At 34.9% G+C, this 14,258-nt stretch carries 10 protein-coding genes and 1 pseudogene; all 11 read left to right on the top strand.

What is annotated here, in order from left to right; all coding sequences use genetic code 11:
- Positions 1-20 precede the first annotated feature (20 nt).
- The 11 genes and pseudogenes from OTJ99_RS09545 to rpoB all read left to right on the top strand — a co-directional run bounded on the left by OTJ99_RS09545 (position 21) and on the right by rpoB (position 14,232).
- Entirely contained in the window at positions 21-284 is a 264-nt protein-coding gene (locus tag OTJ99_RS09545; protein ID WP_045165662.1) for a hypothetical protein, read from the top strand.
- Between the two features lie 250 nt (positions 285-534).
- A complete protein-coding gene (gene ytfJ / locus OTJ99_RS09540; RefSeq protein ID WP_052671496.1) occupies positions 535-921 on the top strand; it encodes a GerW family sporulation protein in 387 nt (128 codons plus the stop codon).
- Between the two features lie 367 nt (positions 922-1,288).
- Positions 1,289-1,591 (top strand): M23 family metallopeptidase, encoded by a 303-nt coding sequence (locus OTJ99_RS09535; RefSeq protein WP_052671497.1) that lies wholly within the window; start codon positions 1,289-1,291, stop codon positions 1,589-1,591.
- Positions 1,592-1,693: 102 nt separating this feature from the next.
- Positions 1,694-3,360 (top strand): annotated as a pseudogene (locus OTJ99_RS09530) (HD domain-containing phosphohydrolase).
- Positions 3,341-4,465, top strand: a complete 1,125-nt coding sequence (locus tag OTJ99_RS09525) for an RNA-binding domain-containing protein (protein ID WP_045165664.1) — start codon at positions 3,341-3,343, stop codon at positions 4,463-4,465. Before OTJ99_RS09530 ends, OTJ99_RS09525 begins: the two are co-directional and overlap by 20 nt.
- Before the next feature lie 19 nt (positions 4,466-4,484).
- Positions 4,485-5,870 carry a tetratricopeptide repeat protein gene (locus OTJ99_RS09520; protein WP_045165665.1) on the top strand — a complete coding sequence of 462 codons (1,386 nt, stop codon included), beginning with the start codon at positions 4,485-4,487 and terminating at the stop codon, positions 5,868-5,870.
- Between the two features lie 42 nt (positions 5,871-5,912).
- On the top strand, positions 5,913-7,832 hold the full coding sequence (gene thrS, locus OTJ99_RS09515) for a threonine--tRNA ligase (RefSeq protein WP_045165666.1): 1,920 nt from the start codon (positions 5,913-5,915) through the stop codon (positions 7,830-7,832).
- Between the two features lie 108 nt (positions 7,833-7,940).
- The gene (locus tag OTJ99_RS09510; protein ID WP_235374782.1) at positions 7,941-8,237 is read left to right on the top strand and encodes a dehydroquinate synthase/iron-containing alcohol dehydrogenase family protein; all 297 of its coding nucleotides are present in this window, start codon (positions 7,941-7,943) and stop codon (positions 8,235-8,237) included.
- Positions 8,158-9,162: an iron-containing alcohol dehydrogenase gene (locus OTJ99_RS09505; protein WP_235374784.1), complete on the top strand. Its 1,005-nt coding sequence runs from the start codon at positions 8,158-8,160 to the stop codon at positions 9,160-9,162. Before OTJ99_RS09510 ends, OTJ99_RS09505 begins: the two co-directional genes overlap by 80 nt.
- Positions 9,163-9,233: 71 nt before the next feature.
- Positions 9,234-10,268 carry a protein-glutamate methylesterase/protein-glutamine glutaminase gene (locus OTJ99_RS09500; RefSeq protein ID WP_108720942.1) on the top strand — a complete coding sequence of 345 codons (1,035 nt, stop codon included), beginning with the start codon at positions 9,234-9,236 and terminating at the stop codon, positions 10,266-10,268.
- A 316-nt stretch (positions 10,269-10,584) separates the two neighbouring features.
- Positions 10,585-14,232, top strand: coding sequence for a DNA-directed RNA polymerase subunit beta (rpoB, locus tag OTJ99_RS09495; protein WP_045165884.1), 3,648 nt, complete (start codon positions 10,585-10,587; stop codon positions 14,230-14,232).
- Positions 14,233-14,258 lie beyond the last annotated feature (26 nt).

The raw sequence follows: 14,258 nt of genomic DNA, 5'->3' as shown, positions 1-14,258 counted from the left end.
AGGAAGAAGTTTAAAAAAACTTGAAGTGTATTTTTTTAATCTTGCTTTTAGCTGCCATGGTATATCTCTGCTTGCCTAAAGTTTTTGAGATTGAGGCAGAAGTTAAAGAGTGCGTAAAGATTAGGTTAAAGTTTAAGTTCTTAATATTTTATATCAAAACATTCTCTTACAAGTTTCCAAATAGAAGTAAATACAAAGAAGTGCCTATTGTAAAGAAAAAAGGAAACGCAGTTTTAAAAATCTATGGGAGCTTTTCAAAATATTTCTATCGATTTCCAGTCTAAAAGTAGAAAGTGTTGTTGTAAGGTTACATTGCAAAGATGTTTTTATCTTGAGCATTTTAAGTGGAATAGTATTCTCTTTGCAGGGGATATTATTATCGTATGGGCAAGATGTGAAAATTGAGTATAAAAGATTTTCTGAAGGTCAGCTTATTGAAAGCTATTTTAAGCTAAATTTAAGGCTAAAAGTTTTTCCCCTGCAAATTGTCAAAAATTCAGAAAGAATAATAGAAAATCTGAGGGGTGTTAAGTTGTGGCACATCCGATTGAGATGTTGATGCAAACTGCTATGGAGAATTTAAAACAGATGATTGATGTAAACACAATTGTGGGTGATGCTGTCCAGAGTTCTGGCGGTGCTGCAATTATTCCGGTTTCTAAAGTGTCATTTGGATTTGTTGCGGGCGGTGGAGATATAAAACAGGAAAGCAGCAAGAACAACAAGACAGATGAAAATTCTCCTCTTTTTGCAGGTGGAACTGGTGCTGGAATTTCGGTTATGCCCATCGCCTTTTTGGTTGTAACACAGGATCAAATAAGACTTTTGAATGTATCTGCAAATAGCAGTGTTGAAAGGATTATTGATATTATTCCATCTATTATTATTGAAGATATAAAGGAAATTATTCAAAGAAGATGATAGCAAAAGCTTGCTATCATCTTTTTTTATCAGAGAGAATAAAAATTAAACAGGAAAACAATGGACAAAAAGAGGTGTGTAGCAAGTGAAAAAAAGAAAAATTATAAAGACCAGTTCAGATTCACCAAGTAATTTCTAGGGTGCCAAGTTATTGGTAGTTTTGATTTTAGTGTCTTTTGTAATGCTTTCAAAATATCAATGTTTCAAGATTAACGGTTTTAGTTTTGAAGATCTCAGAAGATTATCTGTACGATGAAAAAGTTTACAATAATACAAAAGACTTCATCAGAAATTTTTTAGAAGTAAAGAGTATATTTGGGAATATTTTAAAAAATACTCAACTGACAAAAAAGAGGCAGATACTTTTTTGTATCCAGCAGATGGACAAATAGAAATTTCCCAAGATGGAGAGTATTTTATAGTTGTTGCAAAAGCAACCAACATAATTGCTCCATGCAGTGGTAAGGTTGTCTCTATAAAAAACAAAGCTGGTAGATTTGACATTGTAATTCAGGACAAGAAAAAGGTCTTGTACATATTAGAGAATTTAGATAGCACATATATACAGAAAGGTAAGACAATAAAAAAGGGTGAGATAATTGGGCAGAAAAGGCCATTTGAAATTTCGGAGAAGGATTTTATATATTTTAAAAGGGAAGGTGGTATGTAGTTTGTTCATTTTTTACAAATGACTTGTTAACTCACGATATGTTATACTAAATTTAGACAGAATTCGACAAAAGGCAAAGCTTAAAATAGAGGATGTGGCAAAGTGGAACTAAGGATTAAAATACTTATTGTAACAATCTTAATAGCATTTTACCCTCGTCAATTGTGGCTGCGTATGTTATGACAAACGTAATACCTCAGTATGAGAAAATAACTTATGACTATTTCATAAATCAACAAAAAAATCGTTAGAGAGGATAACACAAAAAGTATTTGATGACATGACAATCATAGCAAAGGACTATTCTATCTGGAATGAGATTTACCAGGCAGTTCTAAACGATGATTTCACAACAATTGAGTTTTACTGGACAAATTGGTTAAGCCAAAAACCATATGACTTTTCAATTATTGTTGGTTTTTACAAAAAGAGAGGTATTATTGCATCGTATTCAAGGTATCAACCTCTCAGGGATATAATTACTGAAAACTTGTTTGAAGTTGTACAAAAGACAATAAACAAAAAGTATGGTTATAATGATATCAATTTAATACCTGTTGAAAAAGGTTTTTTGAAATTTAATGAGAGAGTCTATGCTTTTGTTTGCTCTCCTGTTTTAGATAACAAAGATTTAAACAAGCCAGTAATTGGAGCTCTTTTTTTGGCAAGAGAGATAAAAGAGTTTGTCTCTTTAATTCAGCCTTTTGTTGTAAATAAGGCCTATTTTCAACCTAAAGGAATTTTGAGTCACACAAATAAGTTAGTCAGAAACGAACTTGTCATATACGATACAAATAATAACTTTCTTGGCAGTATAGTTGTAGACCATGACGAAAAGCCTCTTGTTATGATAAAAAGACGTTTTGAAAAACTTTTGTTAATCATTTTTATTCTGTTAACACATCTAACTTTGTTTATATCATTTGCAAGTGGAGTATATTTGACAAGGAAAATACTTAAACTTGAAGAATATGCAATAAAACTGTTTTCGACAATAAACGGTAAAGCTACAGTTCCAAAACCAGCTATAAAAAGAGAAGGAAAATTCGAAAATGTAGAGGTAATACTCACTTATTTTTCAAATGAAATAAAAAACAGAATTTCAATTTTGCAGAAGCAGGATGAGCTTTTAAGAGAACTTTTTGAAAAAGAGAAGAGGAATTTTGAAGGAGCAATTAAACTTCTTATATCTTTAATTGAAATGAAAGACCCATATACAAAAGGACATGCTGAAAGGGTGATGAAGTACAGTAAAGAGATTGGGCAAAAACTTGTCAATCAAAAAGGATATAACATAAATTTATTTGATTTAGAAATAGCTGCATACCTACACGACATTGGTAAAATTGTAGTGCCAGAAAATATTCTCAACAAAAGAGGAAAGCTCACTGATGAGGAATATTCTATTGTCAAAAGGCATTCATTAGATGGTTATAACATTCTTTCAAATATTGAATACTTTGATAGTATAAAAGAGATTGTTCTATATCACCATGAGAATATTGATGGAAGTGGCTATCCACTTGGTATAAAAGGAGATAAAATTCCTATAGAGTCCAAAATAATAGCAATAGCGGATGTATTTGATGCACTTTCAACTGACAGACCCTACAGAAAAGCCTTTTCTGAAGAGGAAGCACTTAAGATAATGAAAGAAGATGTGGGGAAAAAATTTGACCCTGAGATATTTGAGGCTTTCTTAGAGGTTTTAGAAGAGGAAAAAAAATTTAAATGTTGAGATGAAGATAGATGGACAAGTACAAACTTAAAGCATTACTTGAGTCTGATGAAGGACCTAAACTTGATTTTAAAAGTAAGCTTTCTTTAGAAACAGAAAGTGAAAAAAAGGAACTTGTAAAGGATGTAATTGCTATTGCAAATTCAAGAGGTGGCAGAGGATATATCATCTTTGGTGTTGAAGACAAAACCAAAAGAATTGTTGGAATAAACGATGACAATATTACCGAGGAGAAAATTCAGCAGACAATCTCAAGCAGATGTGACCCGCCTGTTTCAATTAAGTTTGAGATTGTGGAGTATGAAAGTAAAAAATTAGGAATTCTTACTATTTACAAAAGCAGTTTGCGCCCCCATCAAATGGTCCAAAATGGAGTGTTTTATATAAGACGTGGATCTACAACAGATGTTGCAAAACGAGAAGAGATTGCTTCTATGTTTGGAGAAAGTGGTATTGTCAACTTTGAAATGACAATTATAAGAAATGCAAATATTTCTGACTTTGATCCGGATTTGATAAACTTATTTTTTAAAAAAAGCGGAATTGCTTCTGAGTGGGACAATCCAATTTTACTCGAGAGTTTTGGAATTATTCAAAGAGACAGAGAAAACGGAAATTTTTATCCTACTATGGCTGGAATGCTTGTCTTTGGTAAGTGCCCAGAGCGTTTTATACCTTCTGCTTATTTGATTTTTGAATTTTTTGACCACAACCGAATTATTTGTGGTAACATATATAGTATAATAAATGCAGTGATAAGTGATCTCACGAGTAAATATCCTCGAAAGAATTTATGGGCACTGTTTGAGGCTGTGGCAAATGCTCTTGTACACAGAGACTATTATGATATAACAAGGGCAGCAGCTGTCAAAATTAGTGAGAAATTTATAGAAATTGTGAACCCAGGGTGTCTTTTAGAGGGTAATATGGTTTATAATATGGGAAGGGAGATTATACCCCGAAGGCGGAATCCTTGGATTTACCAAAAGATGATAGTTTTGGACGAACATAATCTATTCTTAAGAGGCGGTAAAGGTCTTAGAAGAATTAAAAAGACTTATCCTTCTGCAAAGATAATAAATATAAATTCTCAGAACACCTTTAAGATTATCTTACCGCCAATAGATAAACTGTAAAGAGGAGTATGTATCAAAGATGGTGAAAGGTAAGGTTGTGAATTTGCATCCTACATCATCAAGGTTTTTTAGGATAGGAATTAAACATTATGAAAAAGGTGAGATAGATCTTGCCATTGAAAGGCTGAAAAGAGCGCTTGAGCTTGATAGTAAGAATATTGAGATAAAATTCAACTTGGCAGGACTTTTAGCCCAGGTGGGAGACTTTGAAAATTCAAATAGGCTTTTGCAAGAACTTGCTCAAGACAATCCTGAGTTTTACGATTCACTTTTTGGACTTGGTTGTAATTTCTTTGAGATGGGCAAGCTAAAAGAAGCAAAACATTTTTTAAAAAGGTACCTTCAACTTAGCAATAACAAGGAATTTAAGGAAGCAGCAGAGGACCTCCTTGACTTTATAGAGACTCAACAGGAATTTGAAAAAGAACAAAGAGAGATGGAGAAACTTACAAAACTTTTAGAAAGAGGTAATTTTCTTTTAGAAAATGGTCGATATGAAGATGCTGTAAAATATTTTAAGATGATATTGTCCAAAGACGATACAATCTTTGCTGCAAGAAATAATTTGTCACTTGCTTATTTTTATATGGGGGAGATTGAAAAAGCAATACAGGAAGCAAAAAAGGTTTTAGAAGTTGATAAATACAATGTGTATGCAAATTGCAATTTAGCATTTTTTTACAGCACAATTGGCAAAACAAAAGAGCTTAGAAAACAGCTGAAAACAATATTGGACCTTAAGACGTACGACTATAAAGACAAGATTAAAGTGTTAGACACATTGATAAAATTAAACCAACATGCTGCAATTGCTGAGAGGGCAGCAGAGCTTTTTGAAATTACAAAAGAGCCTTATTTTAAGCATATCCAGGCTATCAGTTTGTACAATACACGGCAGTATATAAAAGCCAAAAAGATATGGCAAGAGCTGAAAAGAAGTTATAATATGCCTGAGATAAAGATTGACTACTTTCTAAAGAAAGTTGATAATGTGATAAAGACCTTTAAAAAGGACACAATAGACTATTTTGAAACAGGTAGTGAAGCTATATCACTATCCGAAGAAAAAGAGTTTAGAAAACAACTTCAAAAACACATTGACTTGTACTTTTCTCAGACATTTGAAGAAAATGCAAACAAAATAGTGGATATTATAACCAAAAATGTAAAGTTAAATGATAAGGAGAAAAATGACGTTTATAGACTTCTAAGTACTCTTCCGCTTGAGAGAAAAAGACTAAACCTTGCTGCAATTGCGGCAGTTGTCTATTACGTGTACAAAAAATACCTTTGCGGGCAAAAAGTAAATCAGAAAGATATAGCAGGACATTTTGGTATTTCTCAGACAGTTTTCTCAAGATGGTTTAAGGAATTCAAGGGACTTTTATTAGGAGAAGATGTATAAGCTGTAAACTTTATTTTGTACAGAAGGAGGAGCATACGTAAGATGGAAAAAGTAAAAGTTACTCTTCCGGATGGTAAAGTAATTGAAGTTGAAAAGTCGACTTGTGCTTTAGATTTAGTAAAATCGATTAGCATGAAACTTTACAAAGAGGCAGTGGCGTGCAAGATAAATGGAATTTTAAAAGATTTGTGGACAAAGCTGGATGAGGATTGTAGTTTTGAAGTCATTACATTTTCAAGCGATGAAGGAAAAAAAGTGTACTGGCACACAACTTCACACATCTTAGCCCAGGCAGTCAAAAGGATTTTTGGTGACAAAGTCAAGCTTGGTATTGGACCTGCTATTGACAATGGTTTTTATTATGACTTTGATGTTGACGAGTCTATTACAATGGAGCTTTTGGGAAAGATTGAGGAAGAGATGCAAAAAATAATAAAAGAAGACTTAAAGATTGAAAGATTTGAACTCACAAGAGATGAGGCAATCAAGTTTATGCAGGAGAGGGGAGAAAATTATAAAGTTGAGCTTATAAATGACATTCCAGAGGATGAAACTATATCTTTTTACAGGCAAGGTGAATTTGTTGACCTTTGCACAGGACCCCATCTTCCTTCAACAGGGAGAGTGAGGGCATTCAAACTACTTTCTGTGGCAGGTGCGTATTGGCGCGGAAATTCTAAAAATAAGATGCTTCAAAGAGTTTATGGAGTATCATACGAGAAAAAATCGCAACTTGATGAACACCTTTCAATGCTTGAAGAAGCAAAGAAAAGAGATCATAGAAAGCTTGGAAGAGAACTTGATTTATTTGACATATTTGACGAAGGACCAGGATTTCCTTTCTTTTTGCCAAAAGGGATGATTATAAGGAACATATTAGAGGATTTTTGGAGAGAGGAACATAAAAAAAGAGGTTATCAGGAAATAAAAACTCCTATAATGTTGACAAAAGACCTTTGGATTCAGTCAGGACATTGGGATCATTATAAAGAAAATATGTATTTTACCAAAATAGATGATCAGGAATTTGCAATAAAGCCTATGAACTGTCCAGGTAGTATATTGGTGTATAAGAGAAAGCAACATTCATATAGGGAACTTCCTCAGCGTTTGTGTGAACTTGGGCTTGTTCACAGGTATGAGCTATCTGGTGTATTGCATGGTCTTATGAGAGTAAGATGCTTTACACAAGACGATGCTCATATATTCATGTTACCTTCACAGATAAAAGATGAAATAAAAGGTGTAATTGAGCTTATTGACTATTTTTATAGTGTGTTTGGTTTCAAATATCATGTTGAACTTTCAACAAGGCCCGAAAATTCAATGGGAACAGATGAGCAATGGAATATGGCTGAAACTGCCCTTAAAGAAGCTTTAGAGGAAGTAGGTATAAATTACAAAATAAATGAAGGTGACGGAGCTTTTTATGGACCCAAAATTGATTTTCATCTTGAAGATAGTTTGAAAAGAACATGGCAGTGTGCAACAATTCAACTTGATTTTCAAATGCCAGAAAGGTTTGACTTATATTATATAGGTGAAGATGGTGCAAAACATAGGCCGGTAATGTTACACAGAGTTGTCTTTGGCAGTATAGAGAGGTTTATTGCAATACTTACTGAACACTTTGCTGGTGCATTTCCGGTATGGTTAGCACCAACTCAAATAAGAGTAATACCAGTATCTGATAATTTCAATGATTATGCAGCAAAAATATCCCAAACACTAAAGGAAAATGGATTCAGAGTTGAAGAAGACTACAGATCAGAAACTGTAGGATATAAAATAAGAGATGCCCAATTACAAAAAATACCATATATGGTGATTGTTGGTGAAAAAGAACAAAAAAATAATACGATAGCAGTGAGAGATAGGAGGAAAGGTGATTTAGGGGCTTTTACTATTGAGGAGTTTATTAAGTTAGTTAGAGAAAAAGTTGAAACAAAGGCGATAGAATAGAAAAAAAAATAGAGGCTGCAAGCAACGTGAAAGGAATTAATTGGGCTTTGGCAGCCTTTTTTAAAATAGATTTTTTCGTTAGAAATATTTTTGAAAGGATGCTTGAAAATGAAAATTTTTTGGGAGAATCCTTATGAAGAACTTTTAGAGTACTTAGAGAAAAATTCATACAAATCTCCGTTGATTATATGTGATAAGAATACATATAATGTTTGTGGAAATAAAATTCATAAACTAATAAAAAATACAGGGATTGAATGCAGGGTAGTATGTTTTGATAGTGAAAATTTAGTTGCTGATGAATATGCAATTGGCAGGGTATTGTTTGAGACAAGCAACAATGATATTCTTCGTTGGAGTGGGAAGTGGAACAATCTCAGATATAACACGATATACAGCCTATAAGCTAAAAATTCCTTTCATTTTGTTTCCAACAGCACCTTCGATGGATGGTTTTACATCTTCTGGTGCTGCACTTACAATTGACAATTTAAAGACAACAGTTGCAGCAAAAGCCCCTGAAGCTGTATTTATTGATAATGAAGTAATAGATAACGCTCCTTTAACTTTAAAAAAAGCAGGTTTTAGAGATTTGATGGGAAAGATTACTGCTTTTCTCGACTGGCAACTTTCGCATTTTCTAACAGGTGAAAAAATTGACCTTGATGTACTGGAAACTGTAAAAAATACCTATTTAAAGACTCTTTACGCGATTGAGACCAAAGAATTTTCCAAAAACCTTCTTGAAGGATTGATAATTTCTGGTCTGATGATGACAAAAGTTGGATCTTCAAGACCAGCTTCAGGAAGTGAGCATCATATTTCACATTTTTTAGAATATCATGGTGTTAAAACTTATCATGGCATAAAGGTTGGCTTGGCGACGCTTTATATCTTAAGATTTTATAAACATTTTTTAAGTTTGAGTAAAGATGAAATTCTCGGAATGATACATTATACTCTGGATATAGACGCATGGCAAGATTTGATGAGAAGATATTTTAAATTTGCTTATGAAAGTGTAATTAGAGCAAATCTTGAAAGAGTAAACAGACTGAATGATAAAACTTTCAGAGAAGAACTTATAAAAAAGCTTGTTGAGAAGAAGGATTCAATAGATAAAATAATTTATGAGACACTTACCATTTATAAAGATTTAATCCACGCATATAGATTCTTAGATATGCCAATGCACTATAGAGATCTTGGTATAGATGATGCACTGTTTTTTATAGCTTTTACCTGCGCACCAAACATAAGAGACAGATTTACCATTTTACATCTGTATGAGTTTTTAGGTTTGACACAAGATGTTGTAAATAGTTTTTGAAATACTTTGTTTTAAGGTTTTTGAAGAGGGAAAAAATAATAATGAGATTTCGATTTTTTGGTGATGGATTTATGTATAAAGTATTGGTGGTTGATGATTCAGCATTTATGAGACAGCTCATCAAATCAATCTTAGAGCAGACAGGAAGATTTTCTGTAATGGTTGCTCAGACACCTCTTATTGCCCTTGACAGGGTGAGAAAGTTTAAATTCGATGTGATAACTATTGACTATGAAATGCCGTACATGAACGGTGTTGAACTTATAAAGAAAATAAAAGAAATTACAGACAGCAAAATTTTAATGATAAGTGCATATACGCACCCTGGTGCTCATACCACTTTTGAAGCACTTTCAGCAGGTGCATTTGATTATATTTTAAAACCCTCTGGAGAAGATGAAATAAAAGAGTTTAAGTATGAGCTGATTAAAAAGGTAACTGCTGCATGTGAAGAGTATAAAAAGATCCGGAGCAAAGAAACCTTAGAAGAAATCAAAGGCAGAAAAATTTTGCTCGAAGAAAGCTTAATTGAAAGGGCGAAGTCTGCTAAGGTAGTTGGTATTGGGATTTCAACTGGTGGACCACCTGTTTTAGAAAAGATGTTCAAAAGCCTCAAAAGTGACTTTCCTTTGCCAATCTTGGTCGTTCAGCATATGCCACCAAACTTCACAAAAGCATTTGCAGAAAGGCTTGCATTTATAACATCAAAATGTATTAAAGAAGCAGAAGACAATGAAGAAGTAAAACCAGGATGTATATACATTGCAAAGGGCGGATATCACTTAGCTGTAGAAGAAAGACAGGGGAAACTTTATACAAGGGTACTTGACCTTGAGAAAATAAAAAGCCACAAACCTTCAGCAGATATTCTTTTTAGTTCAATTGCAGAGGCGTGTGAAAAAGATGCTATAGGTATAATTATGACTGGCATGGGCTCTGACGGAAGTGATGGTATATTGGAAATGAGAAAAAAGGGAGCAATTACTATCGCGCAGAACGAAAAGACATGTGTGGTCTTTGGGATGCCTAAGGCAGCTATTGAAATAGATGCAATTGAATTTGTTATGAGCCCTGAGGAGATTGTTGAACTGCTAAATATGATATAGTTACTGCTTTTGAGAATTCATAGTATCTATTTGCTGAAGATGACCCCAACAATTTAATGGTGGTCATCTTTAATTTTGCGCAAAAAATTTTTCAATTAATTGACACTCAAAAATGCTTATGTTATAATAACAAAATGCGTTAATATGGGTGGGAGTTCCTTTCAACATAGGCTGCTCTAAAAAGCTTAATGTCGGTAAATGCTTTCATGAATATACTTGTAAGTTTAAAGAGACAATATTAATGAGAAGGAAATTTTTTCAAGAGGTGATTTAGTTGGCACTACCTCGTCCTGTGCAATATGGAAAAGTACAGAGAATGAGCTATGGAAAAGTAAAAGAGGTTCTGGATTTACCATATCTATTGGAAATCCAGAAAAAGTCATTTCAGTGGTTTTTAGACGAAGGACTTAGAGAGGTTTTGAGAGAGATATCTCCTATCAAGGACTACTCTGAGAACTTGCTTTTAGAGTTTGTGGACTACTATTTTGATGGGCCACCAAAGTATTCTGAGCAAGAGTGTAAAGAAAGAGATGCAACATACGCAAGACCTCTTAAAGTCAAGGTAAGATTAATAAACAAAGAAACAGGTGAAATAAAAGAACAAGACATCTATATGGGCGATTTTCCAATAATGACCGAAACTGGAACATTTATAATTAATGGTGCTGAAAGAGTAATTGTGAGCCAGCTCATACGTTCGCCAGGATGTTATTTTGCATCTTCTATTGACAAACAAGGTCGAAAGATTTTCTCTGGTACTTTGATTCCAAATAGAGGCGCATGGCTTGAGTTCGAGACAGACGCAAGTGAGCTTTTATCTGTGAGACTGGACAGAACAAGAAAAGTACCTTTAACTACATTTCTTAAAGCATTGGGACTTCACAGTCAGCAGTTAATATTTAACAAATTTGGTGAAGATGAGAGATTAAAAGCTTCTCTTGAAAAAGAAGCAAACAAAGGTGAGCTTGGCAATCCAGTTGAAAATGCACTTTTAGAAATTTACAGAAGGCTCAGACCTGGTGAGCCACCAAATGTTGAAAATGCAAAGAATCTGCTAAGGAGGATGTATTTTGACTCACGAGGGTATGATTTGGCAAAAGTAGGAAGATATAAGTTAAATAAAAAATTGTCGTTGTGGAAGAGAATTTTCAACAGAAGAGCTGCTCAAGACATTGTTGATGAGAGAACAGGTGAGATACTTGTAAAAGAGGGCGAGATAATATCAAGAGAAACAGCGCTTGCTATTCAAGATGCAGGTATTAATGAGGTTTTGATATATGTAGAAGATGATAGAGTATTCAAAGTAGTTGGAAACAACACTGTCAAACTTGAGAAGTATGTGGAATTTGATGTCTCTGATTTGAACATCAAAGAACTTGTATATTTACCTGTGTTAAAGGAAATTTTGTCAACAACAAACAATGTAGATGAAATCAAACAGTTGATTAAAGAGAGAGAAAGAGAACTCGTGCCATATTGCCTTACAATAGATGATATATTTGCTGCAACAAGCTATTTCTTGGGCTTAAAATATGGCATTGGTCATACGGATGACATAGACCACCTTGGAAACAGAAGAGTAAGAGCTGTTGGTGAGCTTTTGCAGAACCAACTTAGAATTGGTTTTGCACGAATGGAAAGAGTTATTCGTGAGAGAATGAATATACAGGATATTGCTTCTGTAACACCGCAGACACTTATAAATATACGCCCTGTAACAGCAGCAATTAAAGAATTCTTTGGTTCAAGCCCGCTTTCTCAGTTCATGGACCAGGTAAATCCACTTGCGGCTTTGACAAACAAGAGAAGACTTTCTGCACTTGGTCCTGGAGGTCTTTCAAGAGACAGAGCAGGATTTGAGGTAAGAGACGTTCATCACTCTCACTATGGAAGAATGTGTCCTATTGAAACACCAGAAGGTCCAAACATTGGTCTTATAACATCTTTGGCGACATATGCAAGGGTCAATGAGTATGGATTTTTAGAAACGCCATATAGAAAAGTAGATAAAAAAGAAGCAAGAGTGACTGATGAGGTAGTATACCTTACAGCAGACGAAGAGGACATATATAAGATTGCTCAGGCAACAGAGCCTGTAGATGAGGAAGGAAGATTTATCAACCAGAGAATTACAGTAAGATTTGGTGAGGATATCATTGAGGTTGACAAGCACGAGGTAGACCTTGTTGATATATCACCAAAACAGATTGTTTCTGTATCTACATCATTGATACCATTTTTAGAGAACGACGACGCAAACCGTGCACTCATGGGTTCTAACATGCAACGTCAGGCAGTGCCGCTTTTGACAACAGAAGCTCCAATTATTGGAACAGGTATGGAATACAGAGCTGCAGTAGACTCTGGTGTTTGTGTTCTTGCTAAAAAAGATGGTATTGTTGAAAAAGTTTCAAGTGATGAGATTGTCATCCAGAACCATGACGGCACAAAGGATGTATACCATCTTTTGAAGTTTAAGAGGACAAACCAAGGAACATGTTTCAACCAGCGACCAATCGTGAAAAAAGGCCAAGAAGTGAAGGCAGGCGAGGTTATAGCGGACGGTCCATCAACAGACCACGGGGAGCTTGCGCTTGGTAAAAACGTCCTTGTTGCGTTCATGCCATGGGAAGGTTACAACTACGAAGATGCTATATTGATTTCTGAAAGACTTGTAAAAGAGGACGTCTATACATCCATTCATATAGAAGAATACGAGTGTGAAGCAAGAGACACAAAACTTGGTCCAGAAGAGATTACAAGAGACATACCAAATATTGGTGAAGATGCAATTAAAGACCTAGACGAGAGAGGAATTATCAGAATTGGCGCAGAAGTAAAAAGTGGGGATATTCTTGTAGGAAAAGTTACACCAAAAGGTGAGACAGAGCTCACTGCAGAGGAGAGACTTCTTCGTGCTATATTTGGCGAAAAAGCGAGAGAGACAAGGGATACATCTTTAAGAGTACCACATGGCGAGGGTGGAATAGTTGTTGATGTAAAAGTGTTCTCACGCGACAAAGGCGATGAACTGCCACCAGGTGTGAATCAGCTTGTAAGGGTATATGTTGCACAGAAGAGAAAGATTTCAGTTGGCGACAAGATGGCAGGAAGACATGGTAACAAAGGTGTTATTTCAAGGATTTTACCTGTTGAAGATATGCCATTTTTACCAGATGGGACTCCAGTTGACATAGTGTTAAACCCATTAGGTGTGCCATCGCGTATGAACATTGGTCAGATTTTGGAGACGCACTTGGGTTATGCAGCAAAGGTACTTGGTTGGAAGATAGCAACACCAGTATTTGACGGTGCAAAAGAAGAAGACATTGAAGAAGCTTTAAAACTTGCAGGACTTTCACCAAATGGGAAGACTATACTTTATGATGGCAGAACGGGTGAACCATTTGATAATGAAGTCACTGTAGGATACATGTATATGTTGAAGCTTGTTCACCTTGTTGACGACAAGATTCATGCACGTTCAACCGGTCCTTATTCGCTTGTTACACAGCAGCCGCTTGGTGGTAAGGCTCAGTTTGGAGGACAGCGATTTGGTGAGATGGAAGTTTGGGCACTTGAAGCATATGGTGCTGCATATACACTGCAAGAGCTATTAACTGTCAAATCTGACGATGTCACAGGAAGAGTAAAGACTTACGAGGCGATTGTAAAAGGTGAGAATATTCCAGAACCAGGTATTCCTGAGTCGTTTAAGGTTTTGGTAAAAGAACTTCAAAGCTTGTGCCTGGATGTAAAACTACTATCAGAAGATAACAAGGAGATAGATCTCAAAGAGTTTACCGATGAAGATGAACAACCACAAGGACTAAGTAGTTTTGAACAAGGATTTGAGGAGTCTGAAAACGTTGAAGAAGAAGAGGACAAAGAAAAATTCTACGAAGATTTAATGGACGCAAGTCAAGAACAAGATGAAGGTGCAGACGACGATTTTAACGAGTAAAAAAACTCAAAAAGGTGGGTGTAAGG

The organism is Caldicellulosiruptor naganoensis, from assembly GCF_026914285.1.
Taxonomy (GTDB): Bacteria; Bacillota; Thermoanaerobacteria; order Caldicellulosiruptorales; family Caldicellulosiruptoraceae; genus Caldicellulosiruptor; species Caldicellulosiruptor naganoensis.
The sequence above is the reverse complement of the archived record's forward strand: the minus strand, read 5'-3'. Positions and strand labels throughout refer to the sequence as shown.